Source organism: Clostridioides sp. ES-S-0001-03 (assembly GCF_020676075.1).
GTDB lineage: Bacteria > Bacillota > Clostridia > Peptostreptococcales > Peptostreptococcaceae > Clostridioides.
Window position 1 is genome coordinate 26,085 of sequence record NZ_JACVWJ010000006.1, and the last position, 21,445, is coordinate 47,529.

Below are 21,445 nucleotides of genomic sequence, written 5' to 3' on the forward strand. Positions count from 1 at the left end.
CTTACCACCTCCAAATTAAAATTTATTGACCTATATTTTATAGACTAATTTCTCAAACTCTTTAACTGGTAATGGTTTTGAAAAATAATAACCCTGAATAATGTCACAATTTGCTTCCCTTAACATTTCCACCTGACTTTTTGTTTCAATTCCTTCAGCAACGACTCTTATTCCCAATTGTTTAATAAGCGAAACTATACTTTTTATAACAATTTGACTTTTATCAATATTCTTATCATCAATAAAAAAGCCTCTATCTAATTTGATTACATTTAAAGGTATATTTTTAAGCATATTTACAGAAGAATATCCTGACCCAAAATCATCCATTGAAATTATAAATCCAATATCTTGAAGTCTTCTACTTACATCAAATAGAGTGTCCGTATCACCAAACATACTAGATTCAGTAATTTCAATTTCTATTAAACTATATGGTATTTTATATTTATCACATATATTAACTATTTTTGTGATAAAATCTTTTTTTAAAAAATCAACTCTTGAAAAGTTCACAGATATAGGTAAAGGTAAAATACCTTTGTCAAATAAAGTTCTAATTTCTTTGCAAGCTTGTTCTAGTATGTACATATCAATTTTTGTAATAAAACCATTCTTTTCAAATATAGGAATAAAATCACTTGGATATATAAATTCTTTTTCTGTGTATTGCCATCTAACCAGTGCCTCACTTCCACAAAATTTATCTGATTTAATATTGTATTTTGGTTGTAAATACATTATAAATTGATTATTTTCAAGTGCATATTCCATCTCTTTCTCTATTTTATCTTCAAGTAATAACTTATCCCTTAACTTATCGTTAAAAAAAGCAAAATTTATATCTCTATTGTTTTTTATTGATAATTTCGCAAGTGAAGCTCTATCACTATATGCACTTATAGATAAGTTCTTATCCTTAATTTCATAGATTCCAAAAGACAAATTTACAAAGTCATTACTAATAATGATTTTTTTAATAGTATTTACTATATCTTCTTTTGTATTATATTTTAATAAGATATTAAAATTATCAGAACTAACACGAGCAAAAGTCTCATTATCATGAGTCATATTATTTAATGTATCTGCAATATCTTTTAAAATTGAGTTGCCTTTTTTATGGCCATATATATCATTAATTGCTTTGAATTTATCAATATCAAATGTTACCATTGCATGTTTATCATTTTGTGATGCTTTCTTTAGTAAATTTATAGCATCTGATTCAAATTTTCGCCAATTTGAATAACCAGTTACAAGATCTGTATATGCTATTTTTTCTATAGTCTTTTGATTCTTTGCTTTTGAATATAATATGTACAGTATAACACCTAAAAACAAAAATGAAAGTATAATCCATCCAATAATTGTAATCATCATTAAATTGTTTAGCTTTTTAGATACAACTATCTTTGGAACGATTGATATTATAAACCAGTCATTTATTCCTAAAGAAGTATATGCCATATAAATTTCTTTTCCTGATTCTTTAGCCTCTACTACTCCTTTATCTGATATTTTCATATTTTTAAAAGTAAATGTTTTTTTAAAATTAACTTGTGAAAGATTTGTAATATTTGAATTTGAATTTTTGTGATAAGATGGTATAATTATTTCACCATTACTATCACATATAAGTGAAAAACTTTCACCATTAAAAGTTGAAATAGACAAAAACTCAGATACAAACTCAACATCATAATCAGCTGCAATAACAGCAACAATTTTACCATTATTGTATAATGGGACTGCATATGTTTTCGTCAATTTTCCAGTATCTTTATCTATTAAAGGCTTTGATATATTAGCTGTACCTTTAATGGCCAACTTAAAATAATCCCTATCTGAAAAATCTGTTCCAAAAATACCTTTAGCATAGCCTTTGCCATTAGGTAAAATCATACCAATATTATTATAGTTACTATTTTTATTATATGATTCCAAGATTTTTAAAGTTTTTTCTAAATTAAAATTATCTTCTATTTCTAAAAACTTAGAAATACTTTCTAATTCATTTAAATTACTTTTCAACTTACTATTAATTGCAATCTTACTCTCTTCACTAATTTCTGATAAATAATTCTTTGTCTCATATTCTAATACATTATCCATATTACTTATATAAAAAAACGCAAATACACTAAAAAAGAATAGTACCATAAATGCTATTAATATACTTTTTAATATTTGCCTACTATATTTCAAGTAGCTACACCTCACCCTCTCCACTAGTTATATTTAGTTGATTCACTTTATTTTACTATTAAAAACTCTTTTTTACAATTGAGTTTTATAAATTGTTAATAAAGAACATATTAAATAAGTATTATTTATAGGATAATAAAATTAAGGGTATAAATACAGCAATAGCATATTTAATTACATTAGTAACAATAAAACTAATATGATTAAATATGTTATTGTTTATATTTATACCCACTTACATGTAATTTTAAATTTATATAATTTAAATAAGAGTCTATTTTTCTAAATACTCTCTTCTGACTGAAGATGTTTTAAAATATTCAACAAGTTTATTTTTATCATTATTAAAGATAGCATCTTTTATTAAATTCACTTCCATCTCAAAATTTTCTATAGATTTTAATAAATTATCTCTATTTCCTAAAAAAAGTTCACTCCATAGGTCTTCATTCATATTTGCAATACGAGTTAAATCCCTATAGCTATCTCCAATAAATTTGCCTGTATCTCTACCTTCTTCATCACTATTTATAAGAGCAACTGCCATTACATGAGGTAATTGAGATGTAAAAGCTATCATTTCATCATGTTTTTGTGCAGTTAATTTTTTTACTCTTTTAAATCCTATCTCTAAAATTAAATTCTCAACAAACTCCAAGTTTTTTATATTATTTCTGCCAGTTGGAGTAATTATATAATTTGCTTCTTTAAATACCTCATCACTCGCAAAATCAATTCCCTTTTTTTCTCTACCTGCCATTGGATGACCAAATATAAAATCTATATCATCTGGAATAATTTTTAAGACATCATTTATAAGAACTTCTTTTATTCCTGTGGTATCAGTAATTATAGTTCCTCTTTTAAAATACTCTTTATTATTTTCTAAAAAAGTTACAATTAATCTAGGATATATAGATAATATAATCAAATCAGCTTGTTTGAAAAATTCCTTCCCTGTAGTACATCCTTTTTTGATGATTTCTAACTCTTCTGCTTTTTTCAGAGTTTCAGAATCTATATCTACTCCAAACACATCTTCATATCCAGCTTTTTTCAATGCCTTAGCAAAAGAACCTCCTATAACTCCTAATCCTACAACAACAATATTCATTATTCTTATTTCCCCCTAGATTATTTTTTCATTAAATTCAAATTTAAAATTTTTATTAATTGCATTTTTGATATTATATACAGCATCATTTAATGATTTATCATTTAAAATTTCTATATCCGCAGCATTTTTATAAAGATTTATTCTTTCATTATAAAGATTGTATAATTTCTCTTTTCCATCTTGTAATAAGGGTCTTGAATTAATATTTATATCTTCTAAAATTTTTTCTATAGGTCTATTAATAAAAAGTATTATTCCTGCTTCTTTGAGTATTTCTATATTAATATCTTTTTTTATTACACCACCACCAGTAGAGACTACTGTTTTATCGCTAGTAGAAAGTTCTCTACATGCTTGAGTTTCATAATTTCTAAAAACCTCTTCTCCTTCTAAAAATAATTCTGCTATACTTTTTTGAGATATTTTATTTATATAATCATCCATATCACAAAAACTACAATTATATTCCTGTGCTAAAAGTTTTCCAATTGTAGTTTTTCCACTACCTGGCATACCTATTAATATTACTTTTTCTTTGTTTATCATAATCAATCCCCCTATAAAAAGTTTAATTTTATTTCTTCATATATAATATTTAAAACACCATTATCTATTTTAGTATTCTGCCATATTTCTTGAGATTTTATTGCTTGCCCAACCAACATATATAATCCATTACACGTTTTTTTACCTAGATTCTGACCAATTTCTAGAAAAGAAGTTTTTTTAGGATTGTAAATCAAATCTACTAATATATCAAAATTTTGTATAATAGATTTTGAGACAGGTGATAATCCTATATTAGGGTACATTCCTACTGGAGTTGCATTTAATATTATATCTCCTTTTATATTCTTAAGCTCTTCATAATCTATTAATATAGCTGAATTATTTGATAGCTTTTTATTATCTTTTTTTCTACTTGAAACATAAACTTTATCTATTCCAGAATCAAGAAGGTATGTTATGGCTGCTTTAGATGCACCTCCAGTACCTAATATAACAGCTGTCTTTCCTTGAATATCAATATTAGCTATTTTGAACATAATGTCAAGTCCAAAATAATCTGTATTATAGCCATATAATTTATTCTCTTTAAGTAAAATGGTGTTAACTGCCCCTATACGCTTTGCTTCTGGAGATATAAAATCTAAAAACTCCATGACTCTTTCTTTATATGGGACAGTAACATTTACACCTTTGATTCTTAATAATTTTATAGCATCATCCAACATTGGTATATTTTCTTTTGAAATCTCAAAGTTCTTATAAGCACCTTCAATATTCAATACTTCAAATAACCTCTTATGAATTTGAGGTGAAACGCTATGAGATAGCTTTTCACCTATTAGACCAAAAAAATTCATCTTTACACCTCCAATCATTCTGTTTAAAGAAAAAATTACATTTATCTATTCAATTTTATTTCTATATACACCGATAAATTTGAAGTATGCTGTATTACGTTCTATCATGTCTAATAAGCTACATACTTTTGAATCATATATAGAACATTCAAAATCTATATAAAAGAAATATCTCCAAGAAGCATTTTTCATTGGTCTTGATTCTATTTTTGTCATATTTATATTGTTTTCAGCAAAGTATCCAAGTATTTTATAAAGCTTTCCAGCTTCATGCTCAACAGAAAATACAATACTCATCTTATTTGACTCTTCTTCAATGTGTATCTCATTACTAATTACCACAAATCTAGTATAATTATCTGTTATATCATTTATACAAGGACTTATTATTTCTAATCCATAAATCGTTGCGGCTTTTTTACTAGCAATTGCTGCCTTTGTTTTATCTTGAAGCCTTTTAACAAGTTCAGCACTAGTTGCTGTATTATTAAAAGGTATCAATTTCCATTGACTATTTTGTTTTAAAAATTCACTACTCTGACCTATTCCTTGTGGATGTGAATATATTTCTTTAATATCTTCAAGGTTTGTGCCCTTTATTCCAATTAAATTTTGATTTATTTTTATACACTCTTCCCCAACTATATAGAATCCATATTTTCCTAAAAGGTCGTAAGTTTCAGAAATTGCTCCTGTAGAGGAGTTTTCTATAGGTATTATTCCATAATTTATGTCTTTATTTTGAAGTGCTATAAAGACATCTTCAAATTCTTTAAATTGTTTTTTTGTGATTTGAGTATTAAAAAATTTTGTTAGTGCTTCTTCTGTGAATGAACCTGATATACCAGGAAATCCTACTAGGAGATTTTTTTTATTAAGTTCACTTTTTAATGATTTATATTTATATAGATTTAACAAATCAAAATTTTCATTTGATGAATTTGAACTGTTTTCATTTTTTTCCTCTACATCATTATCTATTAATCTTTTTTGCAAATTTCTACTAACTTCCATTACTGAATTGAAAAATTGTACAGTCTCTTGTGAATATTTTTTATCTTCTAGATTATCTACTGCTTTACTCAATACTTTTTCTTCTCTATCTTTTTGAAGTATAGTAGTATTATTTTTCATTTTATATCTAGCAATTTCGAGAACTATATTCATCCTTTTTTCAAATAGTTGAACAAGTTCCTTATCTATATCATCAATTTTATTTCTATATCTCGTTAAATCCTCCATTATTATCGTCCTTTCATCAAATCAAAAATTCCAATAGCTGTTACTGCTTCTATTACAGGTACAGCTCTTTGAACTATACAAGGGTCGTGTCTACCTTTAATAGCTAAAACATCATCTTTTTTATCTTTTATATTAACAGTATTTTGTTGTTTACTAATTGATGGAGTTGGCTTAATTGCTACTTTAAAAACTATTGGCATTCCAGTTGTAATCCCTCCAACAATCCCACCATTATTATTAGTTTTACTTTTTACTGTATCTCCATCATAGTACATTTCATCATTACTTTGAGAACCATACATGTCTGTAATATCAAATCCTAATCCAAATTCTACACCTTTTATAGATGGAACAGAAAATAGTAAATGTGATAGAGTAGATTCAACAGAATCAAAAAACGGATTTCCAACACCTACATTAACACCTACCACTGCACATTCAATTATACCACCAACTGAATCTCCCTGATTTTTTGCATCTAGAATAGTATTTTTTATAGCTTCTTCTTTTGATAAATCAAGCAAAGGTAATTCTAAATTTTGTAAATTTAATAATTCTTGTATTGAGATGTCTATATAATTAAAACCCTTATCCTCTATATTCTTGATTTTTTTTATGTGGGCTCCTATCTCTATACCTTCTTGTGATAAAATTTGTTTACATATAGAACCACAAAATACTAATGGAGCAGTTATTCTTCCTGAGAAATGTCCTCCTCCTCTATAGTCATTAAACCCAGAATATTTTATATGACCTGTATAGTCTGCATGACCTGGTCTCATCAAGTTTTTAACTTCTCCATAATCTTTTGAGCGAGTATCACTATTTCTTATAATTGCACATAATGGAGTTCCTGTAGTTTTTCCATCAAAATATCCACTTAAAATTTCTGGTATATCACTTTCATTTCTTGAAGTTGATATAGAATTTTTTCCTGGTGCTCTTCTCTTCATTTCTTTATCAATCTTATCAAGGTCTAACTCAATGCCAGCTGGAAGACCATCTATATTTATACCTATAGCATTTCCATGAGATTCTCCAAAGATGGATATTTTTAAATTATTTCCCCATATTCCACTCATCAATTCTTCCTCCTAACATCTCAAAATCTTTAAAAAAATGTGGATAAGACTTTGATACACACTCAAAATCTTTCAATATGATTGGTTTATCACATCTACAAGAAGCAATTGCAAGTGTCATGGCAATCCTGTGGTCTTTGTGACTCCATACCTCTACACCTCCATTTAATTTGCTTACTCCCTCAATTATCAAACTATCCTCTTTTTCTTCTATATTTGCCCCAAGCTTACTTAACTCAACATTTATTGCATGAAGTCTATCACACTCCTTAATTCTAAGTCTTCCAGCATTGATTATAGTCGTCTTCCCTATACTTAAAGCTGCTACCACAGATAAAACGGGTATTATATCTGGGCATTGAGATGCATCTATCAAAGTACTATTTAGACAATTTGTTATTCCTTTAATTTTGTTGTCTTCTCTTAAAATTTCCACACCCATCCTTGATAAAATCTCAATAACTTCACTATCTCCTTGAAGAGAATTTTCTTTAAGGTCAAGTATGTTAATATCTTCTCCAATAGCATCTGCTGATAAATAAAATGCACCTTGAGAATAATCTCCTTCAACTTTATAATCTATAGATTTATAAGTTTGATTTCCTTTTATGATAAATTCTTTATAATTATTATTTACAATTTCTACTCCAAAATCTTTCATAGTTGAAATAGTTAAATCTAAATACCCTTTAGATTCCAGTTCAGTGGTAATTATTATCTTTGAGTCACTATCTAATGTAGGTAATATAAATAATAATCCTGTTATAAATTGAGAACTTATATTTCCTTTTACTCTAAATTCGTCTGGTTTAAGTTTTCCTGATACAATTAAATCCAGTTTATTTTCTTTGTAGTTGTATTCTATGCCTTGTCTGTCAAATATCTCATAATAAGTATTAAGTGGTCTTTTTCCAAGATTACCTCTTCCTATAAATCTTTTTACTCCATCAAAGGATAAAGATATAGGTACCAGAAACCTTAAAGTAGAACCTGATTCATTACAATCTATAGTCAATTTAGGTTGATTCAATTGATTCTCTTTATTTAAAATTGCTTCTTTAGAGTAGATTCCTGTAATTTCTAAAATGTCTTCTTTTTTTTCTATGGTTGCTCCTAATGATATCATTGCTCTTATAGTAGCTATAATATCATCAGAAAAATCTATATTAGAAATTCTACTTTTTCCATCACTTAAAGCTGCACAAATAACTGCTCTATGTGCCATACTTTTTGATGGAGGAATTTTCACATCTCCTGATAATTTGCTTGGATATATTTTTAAGCTTCCCATCATTTTACCTCCTGAAAAAATTTAGAAGTAGTATCATATATAATACTTTCTCCAATATCCTTTAAAAGTATTATTTTTAGTGTATCACCTAGATTTTTTTTATCAAGAGATATAGTATCTATTATGGATTTATTATCTCCTAATTCAACATCATAAGGTAAATCATAATTTATTAAAATTGATTTTATAAGCTCTGATGTACCTTGTTTTGTAATCCCTTTTTTTTCACTCTCTAATGTTATCTTATACATGCCTACACCAACAGCTTCTCCATGAGTATAACCTGTAAAGTTATAGTGTTTCTCAATAGCATGACCTAGTGTGTGTCCAAAATTTAAAAGCATCCTATCTCCTAAATCTCTCTCATCAGCTTCAACTACAGTTTTTTTGATAAGGCAACATTTGTGTATAATGTATTCTATATGTTGCATCACTTCTTCCCTATTTTTTAAGTTTGCAAGCTTATAAAAAAAAGTTTTATCTTTTATACATCCATACTTTATAACCTCTGCCATTCCATCTCTATAAAATTTTTCTGGAAGAGATGATAATACATCTGGGTCAATAAATACTGCTTTCGGCTGATAAAAACTCCCTACTAAGTTTTTTCCCCTTTCAAGGTCAACTCCAACTTTTCCACCTACAGAACTGTCCACTTGAGCTAATAGAGATGTTGGAATTTGAATAAAATTTACACCTCTTAAAAAAGTTGCTGCCGTAAATCCTCCTAAATCTCCAATTACCCCACCTCCCAATGTGATAATCAAATCTTTTCTAGTTAACTTAAAGTCAAGTAAACTTTCATATATTTTAGGTAGAGTATTAAATGACTTTGTCTCTTCACCAGCTTCTAATATTATAGCTTTAGTTTCAAATCCAGATTCAATCAAATTATTTTTAACTTCATATAAATATAATTTTGCTACATTTTCATCTGTAACAATAAAAATCTTATTTCCAGAATATATTTTTTTAATTTCTTTACCTATATTTTTTAATATACTTTTTTTTATAAATATATTGTAACTATTCTCTTTTAGATTAACTAATAATTTTTCTTCCACGTTTAACCATCCTTCTATAGATTATATTTCTCTTCCAACTGCTGATGCGATAGTTTTTAGTTCATTTATTAATCCTTCATACTCATCTGGTTTAATTGATTGTTTACCATCACAAAGTGCATGAGCTGGGTCATTATGAACTTCTATTATTAAACCATCTGCTCCAACCGCAATTGCTGCTTTAGATAGAGAGTCAACCATCCATGATTTTCCTGCTGCATGACTTGGGTCAACTATAACTGGTAAATGGCTAAGTTTTTTTACAGCTAAGATTGCACTTAAATCCAAAGTATTTCTAGTGTATGTTTCAAAAGTTCTTATACCTCTTTCACAAAGAACCACACTTTCGTTTCCTCCAGCCATTATATATTCAGCTGACATTAGCCACTCTTCAATTGTAGCAGATAATCCTCTTTTTAAAAGTATTGTTTTATTTGTTTTTCCTAATTCTTTCAATAAATCGAAGTTTTGCATGTTTCTTGCTCCAACTTGAATTACATCTACATTTTCTTCAAATACATCTATATCTTGTGTTGACATTATTTCTGTAACTATAGGAAGACCTGTTTTTTCTTTTGCTTTTTTTAATAAATCTAATCCATCATATCTTAATCCTTGGAAAGCGTATGGAGATGTTCTTGGCTTGAATGCTCCTCCTCTTAAAAATCCTGCTCCTGATTTTTTTACATCTTCAGCTATAGAAACTATTTGTTCCTCTGTTTCAACAGAACAAGGACCAGCTATCATAGTAAGTTTTTTTGACCCAATTTCCATACCATCTACATTTATAATTGAAGGTTCTGGATGAAATTTTCTATTTGCTTTTTTAAAAGGTTCTACTACATGCATAACTTTTTCAACCACCTTATTTGCTTCTATTCTTTTGGCATCTATTTTACTAGTATCTCCAACTAACCCCAAAACAGTTAATTCTTTTCCATCTATAGGATTCACTTCTACACCTTCTTTACAAATAGCTTCTATTAATTTCTTAACTTCTCTCTTATCTGCTCCTACTTTTAATACCACTATCATCTTTACTACCCCCTAATGTTATATTTTTATACTTGAGTTTAAAATAAAAAAGAGAACTCATTAATGAGTTCTCTAAAATAATCTATTAAGCATCAAATCTTACATGACCATATAAAATAATCATTTTTATAAAATTGACCTATGCCCAAGGTTATTAAAATCAAGGCCTCACCAGAAAGGAATTACATGTATTTTTGTAAAAGAAATAGCCAGCGCTAAAATAAAAGCCCCAGAACATAAAATAAAAAAAGCTATAAAGTTTTGCCACTAGTTCTTTTAAAATCCCTTTCATAGTATTATCCTCCATTTTTATAATTTATTAATCTTCTTGTTTAATAATTATAGCAAAGAAAATATAATTGTCAATATTTTCTATAAATATTTTCAATTTAAAATATTTTTTTATTTTCTTAATACACTTTTTCTTTTAATATATTTTTCTAAAATCGTTTAAAAAGCATCTTATTTTTACAATAATTTTTTTATTTTAAATATTATAATTCCAACAAAAACTATGCCTAACATCAAAAGTAATGTTGCTGGATATCCATAAAGCCAGTTTAGTTCTGGCATATACCTAAAGTTCATTCCATATATTCCTGTTATAATTGTAAGTGGTGCAGAGATAGCCGTAAGTAGGGTCAATTTTGTAATTAAGTGATTCGTTTTTTCACCTACTCTAGAAGAATAAATATCTAGGAGTTTATCTGCTAACTCACGTGTTGATAGTGCAAAATTATATAATTTATCAATACCAAAATCTATCCCTTGAAAATTTTCAAGATTATATTTTTTTACATTCGAGTATTTTAAATATCGTATATTTTCTTTAACTATTCTATCTCCAATATATAAAAGTGGTCTGGTGTTTTTAACTATAGTTCTAGTCAATCCTCTTACATCACTTATTCTAGAAACATGATTTTTATGAATATTGTCCATCATCTCATCTTCTATTTCAAGAATTAATTCTTCAACTTTTTCTAAAGATTCAAAACCATTTTTTATAACTTCTCTAAAAATTAAATAATTTATCTTAAAAAGGTTTATGACAGGATTTTTTTCAAGTTGAGAGTTTTTTAAAATAAGATTCTTTACAAATTCAAATAGAAAATGCTCTTCATTTACAACAACTAATATAAAATTATCTGATAAATACATATTTACTTCTTCTATAACAGCTTCTCCATTTCTCAATTCAAAAGTATTTAGGCTCAAAAAATCATAATTATCAAATAAATCAAGCTTTGTTATTTCATCAAATTTAAGACAATCATTAAATGTTATTTCATCTATATCCAAAGTTTCCTTGAGTAATTTTAAATTTTTTGGAGCACTTAATATAAGATATGAATTTTCTGGTATATAAAATTTTGTTCTAAAATCTTTTGCAATCTCTCTTGTATTTAAATTCAATATATACATAAATCTACTCCTAAACCTCAATTTACATTTTTAAAATTATATATATTTATTACTGTAATTATTTTTCACTATTTCAGTAATTATTATTTAATATTTATTTATATTAAATTTATTAGAAAATAAATATTAAATCTTTTATTTTTTAACTTAGACTTTTCTTACAAATTATACCATACTTTTATTTTAAAATGTGTTTAATATTATCAATGTTAAAAAAGTACTAAAAAATGAAATGCATATACTTAAATTAATAATAGCATACACACTTCATTTTAACTTAATCTAAATTATACAATTTTAGCATCCATTTTGCCTATTCATCATTTAGTCTATATCCAACACCAACTTCTGTAATTATATACCTAGGGTCAGCAGGTTGCTTCTCTATTTTTCGTCTTAATGTTGCCATAAAAACCCTTAAAGACTTAGTTTCATTGCCTATAATACTACCCCATATTTCTTTTATTATAAAATTATGAGTAAGTACTTTTCCATGATGCTTTGCAAGTAATGAAAGAATATTATATTCAATTGGTGTCAAATGTACTTCATTATTGTCAACAATAACTTTTCTTTTATCAAAATCAATAAATAATTCACCTACTTCAAACGTAGACCTAATCTCTTCTTTTTGTTGTAATTCTACTTGTGAGTGTCTAAACGCTACTCTGACCCTAGCTAATAACTCTACTATAGAAAATGGTTTTGTTAAGTAATCATCTGCACCTGCATCAAACACTTCTACCTTTTCTCTGTCTTGTTCTCTCGCTGAAACTACAATTATTGGTATATTTGAAAACTGCCTAATAGCTTTTATTACCTCTATTCCATCCATATCTTCTAACCCTAAATCTAATAGAACGACATCTGGAGAATATGATACAGCAATTGATATTCCTTCTTTACCAGTTATAGCCTCTTTAACATCATAATCTTGAGTTGTAAGTGCAGTAGATATAAATTTTCTTATTGTTTTATCATCCTCTACTAACAATATAAGTTTTTTACTCATTTCTTCCTCCAAAACTAAATTTCAAAATTTCATACTATTCATTTTCTTTTGGCAAACTAAATTTAAAAGTTGAACCTTTATCTTTATTGTTTACTACTAAAATTTCACCTTTATGAGCTTGAATTATAGATTTACAAATTGATAATCCAAGTCCAACACCTTTTCTAGAATCCTTAGTACCTTCTTCTCCAGTAAAAAATCGATCAAATATATGCTCTTTCAATTCTTTTGATATTCCAGGACCATTGTCAGACACTTCAAACCAAACATAATCTTCTTTTTCATATACAATTATATTTATCTTACAATCCTCTTTTGAATATTTTAAAGCATTATCTATTAGATTAATTAAAACCTGTTCTATTAATTTGGCATCCATAGGAACAAATAATATTTGCTCTGGTATATTAATATCTATAATTGCATTTTCAATTCTTTTTTTTATATTTTGCAATGACTCTGATATAATTTCCTCAACAAGTTCAGAACGTTTTTTGACTTCTAACTTTCCTTCATCTATCTTAGTCATGCTAAGCAAATTTTCAACAAGTCTTATTAACCACTGAGTATCTTCATATACACCACTAAGTAATTCGTCTATTATATCCTGACCTATAGTATCCTTATTTTTTATAATTGTACTAACTGCTCCAGATATTCCTGCTAATGGTGTTCTGAGGTCATGTGAAACTGCTCTTAAAAGATTGCTTCTAAGCCTCTCTCTTTCTATCTCAAGATTAGTGTTTTCTTTTGCTTCTGATAGAATTTCTCTATCAAGAGCTATTGCCATTTGAGCAGTTATTGTTTCAATTAAACTTATATCTTCTGTATCTAATTTTGAATCAACACATGATATACCAATGACTCCCAAAGTTGAATTCATACCTATAATTGGTATATAATATCCTTTTGAACCAGGAAGTGTATCTGTATCACTACCTGCTACTGTTGAATTAGACAATACCCAACTTGCAACAGCCTTTTCATCTTCTATATCTAAATCATTTTTGTCCTTATTAGCAGTATTTTTTTTATAGAACTTTGATTTCTTATCCTTATCCACATTTAAATAACAAACTATATCTCTACTTAGACTAAGACATAAAAGTTCTATACCCTTATTTACTATATCATCTTTATTCGACAATCTTAAAAATCCCTTAATGATTTGATATATCATTTTTGTATTTTCTTCTCTTTTAGCAACTGTATCTGCTTCATGTTGTATCTTGGATGTAAGAGTACTAGTTATTATACCAACTATTGAGAATACAACTAATGTTACTATATAATTTGAATCAGCTATTGACAGTGTATATAAAGGTGCTGTAAAAAAATAATTTAACAGTACTATGTTAAATACAGAACTTATTATACCTGTACTATACCCTTTAGTCCACATAGAAACCAAAACTACACCTAACATATATATTAGTAATATATTTTCTCTTATAAATCCCATACTTTGTACTATATATGCCAAAATGCTTATCACTGAAGTAATAATTATAAGTTTTATAAAATCAGTTTTACTAATTTTAAATTTTGATTTTATTGATGAGTTATCTTTTTTAGGTCTATATTTAACCTCTGAAGCAAATTTATAAGGGATTATATGTATATCTATATAATCAACTTCATCTATTAATTTGTCAACTATATCTTTTTTCAGTTTTTTACTCAATTTTTTAGTATTTGAATGATTTCTGCCTATTACAATTTTTGTTACATTTCTTATCTTGGCAATTCTAAGTATCTGTTCTATTACATTTTCACCATGTAAAACAATTATCTCAGCACCCAACTTCTTAGCTAGTTTTAAATTGTTTTGTAATTGTTTTTGCTCCTCAAAAGGCAATTTTGCTGTATTTGGAGTTTCAACATATAAAGCTATCCACTTAGCAAACGTACTATCTGCTATCCTAGATGCAGTTCTAATAACCTTGGCTGAAGATGGAGATGGGCTTATACATGCAAGAAGTGTATCTGATGTAGGTATTACTGTTACATCACCCTTTGATAATCTAGTCATTTGAACTTCTTTATTTACTCTTTCGGCTGTTTTTCTAAGTGCAATTTCCCTAAGTGCAACTAGATTGTCTTTTATAAAAAAATTATCTTTTGCTCTAATTGCCTGTTCCTTTTTATATATTTTACCTTCATTAAATCTTTCAAGAAGTACGTCAGGTTCAACATCTATAAGCTCTAATTGTGTACTTGTATCTAAAAATTTATCTGGTATAGTTTCTTTGACTGATACATTTGTAATTATCTCCACAATATCATTTAAACTTTCTAGATGTTGTACATTTACAGTAGTATATACATTTATACCTGCTAGTAATAATTCTTCTATATCCTGCCATCTTTTAGTATGCCTTAACCCAGTGACATTAGAGTGAGCAAACTCATCAACTAATATAACTTCTGGCTTTCTTGCTAATGCTGCATCTAAATCAAACTCTTTTAATTTTATAGATTTATATTCTATTTCTTTTACAGGAAGAGTCTCTAATCCGTCAAGTAATGCTAATGTTTCTGGTCTAGTATGTGGTTCAATATATCCAACAACTACATCAACCCCTACTTTTTTTAAATTTTGTGCAGACTCCAACATAGAATAAGTTTTACCTACACCTGCTGCATACCCAAAAAATATTTTTAACTGACCTCTATTTAGTTTTTTTTCTTCATTCTTTATTTTTTTTAATAGAATATCAGGATTTGGTCTGTCCATCAAACAACCTCCTTGTACATTTCATTACTATTATAATATCAATTCTAGTATAAAAATGTAGTTAAGATGTATTTTTAATGATTAAGATTATGTAAAGATACAAGTATGTAGTTTAATTGTAAAATAAAAATGCCTATTATTTAGGCATTTTTATTTTTTACACAGTCATTTTTATCGATTCTCTTGTTTTGATTTATATAGATATTTATTTATATTTTATTGAAAATACATTAACATTTTTAAATATGAAAATATATCTTTAAATAAAACTATTACTACAATCTTTATTTCAACATGGTTACTTTAAATTCAGTATTTCCATGAACTCATCACCTGTAATTGTCTCTTTTTCTAATAAATATTCAGCAAGTTCATGTAGCTTATCAATATTATTCTCTAAAATCTCAATTGCTTTTTTATGACAAGTCTTTACTATTCTAAATACTTCTTCATCAATTTTAGCTGCAGTATCTGAAGAACAAGCAAGAGAAGAGTCTCCTCCTAGGTACTGATTACTTACTGTTTCAAGAGCAACCATATCAAATTCCTCACTCATACCAAGACGAGTAACCATAGCTCTTGCAATCTTAGTAGCTTGCTCTATATCATTTGATGCACCTGATGTACAAGTATCAAAAATAACTTCTTCAGCAGCACGACCACCTGTAAAAGTAGTTATTTTATCAATGGCTTCCTCTTTGGACATAAGTACACTTTCATCTTCTGCAACTTGCATAGTATAACCCAATGCACCTGAAGTCCTAGGTATTATTGTAATTTTATGGACAGGTGCAGAATGTTTCTGCATTGCAGCAACAAGTGCATGACCTATTTCATGGTAAGCTATGATTTTCTTTTCTTTATCAGAAATCACAGCTCCTTTACGTTGATATCCTGCAATTACAGTCTCAACAGATTCCTCAAAATCTTGTTGCTCTACTACATCTCTGCCAGACTTAACTGCTAAAAGTGCTGCTTCATTTACAATATTTGCAAGTTCTGCTCCAGATGCACCTGATGTAGACCTAGCAATTGCATTATAATCTATATTTGAGTCTACATTTACATTTTTAGCATGTACCTTTAAGATAGCTTCTCGTCCTCCAAGGTCTGGAAGTTCAACTGGTATACGTCTATCAAATCGTCCTGGGCGAAGTAATGCTTTATCAAGACTATCAGGTCTATTCGTTGCAGCTAGTATTACTACACCTATTCCACCATCAAATCCATCCATTTCACTTAATAATTGATTTAAAGTTTGTTCACGTTCATCATTTCCGCCTATTCCACTTCCATTATCACGCTTTTTACCTATAGTATCAATTTCATCTATAAACACTATACATGGAGCTTTTTCTTTAGCTTGTTTAAATAAATCACGTATTCTAGATGCTCCCATACCTACAAACATCTCAACAAATTCAGAACCAGATATTGAGAAAAATGGTACATCTGCTTCACCTGCCACAGCTTTTGCAAGTAGTGTCTTTCCTGTTCCTGGAGGCCCTACTAAAAGTGCACCTTTTGGCATTTGTGCTCCTATTTTTTTGTATTTTTCTGGATTGTGTAAGAAATCTACTATCTCGCTTAGAGCTTCTTTTGCCTCATCTTGACCAGCTACATCATTAAATCTTTTTCCACTTTGAGCAGATACATACATTTTGGCATTACTCTTTCCAAATTGCATACTATTGCCACCCATTCGTTTTTGCATTGATTTCATCATTAAATTACCAAATAGCATAAGAATACCTATAGGTACTATCCATGTAAGTAAAATACTCAAAAGAGGTGAATTTTCTTTAGGAATAATCTTAGTAAATTCTACTTTTGCATCTTTTAATCTATCAACTAGTTCTGGGTCATCCATTCTACCAGTTATGTATATATTTTTATCCTTACTACTAGATGGGCTTATTGCAATTTTATTACTTTCTATTTCAACAGATTTAACCTTTCCTGAATCTAACATTGTAAGAAATTTTCCATAATCAATCTCAACCATTTTTTTATCCATTAGACTTGGAAATATTAAAGCATTTAAAAACATTACTACTATTATTATTATTGTATAATAATAGAGTATTGACCTCTTTTGTGGTTTGTGTTCATCCATAATTTTGTTCTCCTTTAAATTAATTTTATGTTATTTGCAATCAATATGAGTTAAAAGCCTATTTAATTTTTCTAAGCCCTCTATTATATCTTCCATATCTTGCAATTTTTCACTAGTCATATTTTCAAAATAGTCATCAAAAATACTACTTGAAATATTTTCTTGTATATCCAGCGATTTTTCTGTAACTTTAACTTTTACAATTCGTTGGTCTTCTTTATCTCTTATACGATTTAAAAATCCATTTTTTTCGAGTCTTTGACATATTACTGACACATTGCTATTTGTCATATTCAAATTTTTACCTAAATCACTTATTTTTTTCTCTCCATGTTCACATAGTTCTGATAAAATCAAAGCTTGTACTGCTGTAATCCCAAGTGGTTGATAGAACTGACTTAATGAAGTTGTAAATTTGATATTTATATCTCTAGTTAATTCTAGCAGTGCTTTTTTAAAACTTATCTCATCCATATAAATTCTCCCTGTAAAAATACTTTATTTTACTAATATTTTTAACTTTAAATTCAAAAATATTTTATAAATAATCCTTAACACTATAAATATTTAATGTATTAAATATTATAGTATTAAGGATTTATTGTCAATAACAATATTGTAACTTCAGTTATAAATAGTTTATCTTATCTTATTGAAATTTTTGAATAAGATATTTTTAATAAAAAATCGATGTATTTATTTTACACCGATTCCTCTCATTTTAATCTTATTCAAAAATAAAAATCTAAAGTTATTTACTATTACAATAAATTTAATCTTCTGTTAACATATTATATACAAAATCAAAACTTCCTTTATGTGCTCCCAAGGTCGTTTCCATAATACAAACAAATGCCTTTGCTTTTTGCAGTATTTCATCATTATCCCAATCAAACATGCCTTTATCAAATATACACTCAGAAGAAACAAGTAAAAACTCTATTGTCTCTTTTGGATATTTTGTATTGAATACACCTTCTCTTATACCTTGTTCTACTACCTCTGTTAATATAGGTGTAAAATTTAAAATAGTTTTGACTATTGTCTTTTGATGCATCTCAGCATTGTTGGGTTGTTGAAATTGGTTAATCACTTTTTCTTTACTTCCTCCAACTTTAGGTCTTTGAGATATTAATATCTGAAAGAACTTTTCAATAACTGGAATATCTGGATTTGAAGCAATTTCTTTCAACATCTTTATATCATTATCTATAATTCTAGTTATAATTTCATCCATTACCTCTTCTTTAGATTTAAAATAGTAATAAAATGTTCCTTTTGCAATTCCAATCTCATTTAAAATATCATTTACAGTAGTTTTTGTATAACCTTTAGTACAAAAAAGCATTTCAGCTGTATCAAGTATTTCATTTTTACGTTCTTCAGGGTCTTTTATAATTCTCATATACTTTCTCCTTTCAATAGACCAACAGTCGGTTTAGTTTTATTATATAAAACTACTTTTATAATGTCAATTTTATAAAATAAAAATAAGGTATAAAGAAGTATGATAATTACTTTTATACCTTATAGATTCTCATATTTTTTAGTTGCGTTTTATATTATTAGATAGTTTTTTATCCAATTTCTAAACAAAAGTTCTGAATGCTTTTTCCATTTAACAGTTGGTTCTTTTGAAGGATCATCATTTATATAATAATTTTTAGGTATTGAGATTTTATCACCTCTATCTACATCTCTTTTATATTCTTTATCTAAAGTGTATTTATCATACTCACTGTGACCCATTACAAATACATCTCTTGAATTTGTAATTATATAAGGACCAGCTTCTTTAGAATGGCTTACAATGCTCAATTCATCATTATTTTTCAAAGTTTCAATATTTACAGTAGTGTGTCTTGAATGTGGAGCAAAAAACTCTTTTTCAAATCCATCTACTATCTTACTATTTTTATCCACTTCATGCTTAAATACTCCAAAACATTTTTGACTTAATGGAAGTTTTTTTACATTGTAGTATTTGTAAAGACCTGCTTGAGCTGCCCAACATATATATAATGTAGATTTAGCCTTTCTTTTAGAATAATCCATAATATCTTTTAGTTCATCCCAATAATCAACTTCTTCAAACTCCATTTGTTCAACTGGAGCTCCTGTTATTATAAAACCATCAAAAGATTCTTTTTTTGCTTCATCAAATGTTTTATAAAAATTCTTAACATATTCATTACAACTTCTTTTACTCTCTCTTGTTGAGATTTTAATAAATTCTACAGATACATTAAAACCTGTCTTGTCTATTCTTCTAAGTAAATCTAACTCTGTATCTATTTTTATTGGCATTAGATTTAATATAGCTATTTTAGTATCTATATTTTCTTTGTATTCTAAATCTTTATTAAAGTCTTCTTTACAAATTACATCTATTCCTTCATCTAATAATTTATTAATAACAGGTAGTCCCTTTGGTAGTATTAAAGCCATATCTTTTCACTTCTCTTTCTCTTATACTATTAGAAATTTAAAGCTTGATTTAAATCAGCTATTAAATCCTCTACATTTTCTATTCCAACAGATAATCTTATTAGGGAAGGTAATACTCCAGACGCAATTAATTGTTCTTCTGTTAATTGTCTGTGAGTAGTTGAAGCTGGATGTATAACACAAGTTCTTACATCTGATACATGAGTTACTAATGCTGCTATTTGTAGTTTTTCCACAAATTTTTTAGCATTTTCAAGTCCTCCTTTTACTCCAAATGATAAAACTCCACTACATCCTTTTGATAGATATTTCTTGGCATTTCCATAATACTTATTATTTTCAAGCCCTGGATAGTTAATCCAATCTACATTTTTATGTTTTTCTAAAAACTCAGCTATCTTAAGTGCATTTTCACTATGTCTCTCCATTCTAAGATGTAGTGTTTCAATATTTAAATTAGTAAGATATGCGTTAAATGGACTCAGGCAATTTCCATAGTCTCTAAGTAATTGAACTCTTGTTTTAGTAGCATATGCAGCATTGCCAAACTTCTCAGTATAACTTATTCCATGATATGTTGGGTCTGGCTCAACTAATTCTGGAAATTTCCCATTGTCCCAGTTAAAATTTCCACCATCTACTATAATTCCACCAACACTTGAAGCATGGCCATCTAAGTATTTTGTAGTAGAATGAGTGACTATGTTTGCTCCATATTTTAGCGGATTACAAAGTACTGGTGATGCTAATGAGTTATCAACTATAAATGGAACATTAATTCTTTTAGCTACATTTGCTATTTTTTCAAAATCTATAACTTCAAGAGTTGGATTTGCAAGTGTTTCTGCAAATACAACTTTAGTATTTTCATTTGCAAGTTCTACTATTTCATCTTCACTTGCATCTAAATCAAATGATATTAAATCTATTCCAAATTTTTTAAGACTAGGCCCTAATAAATTAAATGTTCCTCCATATACTTTTGAAGAACAAAGTATACTATCTCCAGATTTACATATATTTAAAACTGCTAACATATTTGCAGATTGACCTGATGATACAGCAACAGATGATACTCCTCCCTCTAACAAACTTATCTTTTCTTCAAAAGCTTGAACTGTAGGATTACTTATTCTGGAATACATATGACCATCAGCTTTTAAATCAAATAAGTCAGCAAGTTGGTCTATACTACTATATTTAAAAGTTGTACTTTGATATAAAGGTAAAACTCTTGGTTCTCCATTTCCTGGCTTATAATTTCCTTGCACACATATTGTTTCTTTGTTATACATTTTTGT

The 21,445-nt window shown here is 27.7% G+C and carries 17 protein-coding genes and 1 pseudogene; all 18 read right to left on the reverse strand.

All coding sequences use genetic code 11. From position 1 onward, the window contains the following. Positions 1-30 precede the first annotated feature (30 nt). Complete coding sequence (locus IC174_RS21410; protein WP_413927193.1) at positions 31-1,383, reverse strand: putative bifunctional diguanylate cyclase/phosphodiesterase; 1,353 nt, start codon at positions 1,381-1,383, stop codon at positions 31-33. A 54-nt stretch (positions 1,384-1,437) separates the two neighbouring features. Further along, positions 1,438-2,163: pseudogene (locus tag IC174_RS21415) on the reverse strand (cache domain-containing protein); the annotation flags it as partial. Between the two features lie 319 nt (positions 2,164-2,482). Beyond that, complete coding sequence (locus IC174_RS13270; RefSeq protein ID WP_227483105.1) at positions 2,483-3,322, reverse strand: prephenate dehydrogenase; 840 nt, start codon at positions 3,320-3,322, stop codon at positions 2,483-2,485. Positions 3,323-3,337: 15 nt separating this feature from the next. Further along, a complete protein-coding gene (locus IC174_RS13275; RefSeq protein WP_227483106.1) occupies positions 3,338-3,871 on the reverse strand; it encodes a shikimate kinase in 534 nt (177 codons plus the stop codon). An 11-nt stretch (positions 3,872-3,882) separates the two neighbouring features. Continuing rightward, positions 3,883-4,692 carry a shikimate dehydrogenase gene (aroE, locus tag IC174_RS13280; protein WP_227436087.1) on the reverse strand — a complete coding sequence of 270 codons (810 nt, stop codon included), beginning with the start codon at positions 4,690-4,692 and terminating at the stop codon, positions 3,883-3,885. 45 nt (positions 4,693-4,737) lie between these two features. Continuing rightward, positions 4,738-5,934, reverse strand: a complete 1,197-nt coding sequence (pheA, locus tag IC174_RS13285; RefSeq protein ID WP_227483107.1) for a prephenate dehydratase — start codon at positions 5,932-5,934, stop codon at positions 4,738-4,740. A gap of 2 nt (positions 5,935-5,936) precedes the next feature. Further along, positions 5,937-7,016, reverse strand: a complete 1,080-nt coding sequence (gene aroC, locus IC174_RS13290; RefSeq protein WP_227483108.1) for a chorismate synthase — start codon at positions 7,014-7,016, stop codon at positions 5,937-5,939. Continuing rightward, positions 6,994-8,307: a 3-phosphoshikimate 1-carboxyvinyltransferase gene (aroA, locus tag IC174_RS13295; protein ID WP_227483109.1), complete on the reverse strand. Its 1,314-nt coding sequence runs from the start codon at positions 8,305-8,307 to the stop codon at positions 6,994-6,996. Before aroA ends, aroC begins: the two co-directional genes overlap by 23 nt. Next, the gene (aroB, locus tag IC174_RS13300; protein ID WP_227483110.1) at positions 8,307-9,371 is read right to left on the reverse strand and encodes a 3-dehydroquinate synthase; all 1,065 of its coding nucleotides are present in this window, start codon (positions 9,369-9,371) and stop codon (positions 8,307-8,309) included. Before aroB ends, aroA begins: the two co-directional genes overlap by 1 nt. Positions 9,372-9,392: 21 nt before the next feature. Further along, the gene (aroF, locus tag IC174_RS13305) at positions 9,393-10,406 is read right to left on the reverse strand and encodes a 3-deoxy-7-phosphoheptulonate synthase (protein ID WP_227436070.1); all 1,014 of its coding nucleotides are present in this window, start codon (positions 10,404-10,406) and stop codon (positions 9,393-9,395) included. Positions 10,407-10,874: 468 nt separating this feature from the next. Then, positions 10,875-11,831: a CorA family divalent cation transporter gene (locus tag IC174_RS13310; RefSeq protein ID WP_227436068.1), complete on the reverse strand. Its 957-nt coding sequence runs from the start codon at positions 11,829-11,831 to the stop codon at positions 10,875-10,877. A gap of 313 nt (positions 11,832-12,144) precedes the next feature. Further along, a complete protein-coding gene (locus IC174_RS13315) occupies positions 12,145-12,843 on the reverse strand; it encodes a response regulator (protein ID WP_227483111.1) in 699 nt (232 codons plus the stop codon). Positions 12,844-12,877: 34 nt separating this feature from the next. Continuing rightward, positions 12,878-15,580, reverse strand: a complete 2,703-nt coding sequence (locus IC174_RS13320) for a sensor histidine kinase (protein ID WP_227483112.1) — start codon at positions 15,578-15,580, stop codon at positions 12,878-12,880. 298 nt (positions 15,581-15,878) lie between these two features. Continuing rightward, the gene (gene ftsH / locus IC174_RS13325) at positions 15,879-17,696 is read right to left on the reverse strand and encodes an ATP-dependent zinc metalloprotease FtsH (protein ID WP_227436062.1); all 1,818 of its coding nucleotides are present in this window, start codon (positions 17,694-17,696) and stop codon (positions 15,879-15,881) included. A gap of 30 nt (positions 17,697-17,726) precedes the next feature. Further along, the gene (locus IC174_RS13330; protein WP_227436061.1) at positions 17,727-18,170 is read right to left on the reverse strand and encodes a MarR family transcriptional regulator; all 444 of its coding nucleotides are present in this window, start codon (positions 18,168-18,170) and stop codon (positions 17,727-17,729) included. Positions 18,171-18,468: 298 nt separating this feature from the next. Continuing rightward, positions 18,469-19,101: a TetR/AcrR family transcriptional regulator gene (locus tag IC174_RS13335; RefSeq protein ID WP_227436059.1), complete on the reverse strand. Its 633-nt coding sequence runs from the start codon at positions 19,099-19,101 to the stop codon at positions 18,469-18,471. Between the two features lie 152 nt (positions 19,102-19,253). Further along, positions 19,254-20,144, reverse strand: a complete 891-nt coding sequence (locus tag IC174_RS13340) for a homoserine O-succinyltransferase (RefSeq protein WP_227483113.1) — start codon at positions 20,142-20,144, stop codon at positions 19,254-19,256. 29 nt (positions 20,145-20,173) lie between these two features. Beyond that, the gene (locus tag IC174_RS13345; RefSeq protein ID WP_227436055.1) at positions 20,174-21,439 is read right to left on the reverse strand and encodes an O-acetylhomoserine aminocarboxypropyltransferase/cysteine synthase family protein; all 1,266 of its coding nucleotides are present in this window, start codon (positions 21,437-21,439) and stop codon (positions 20,174-20,176) included. Between the last annotated feature and the right edge of the window lie 6 nt (positions 21,440-21,445).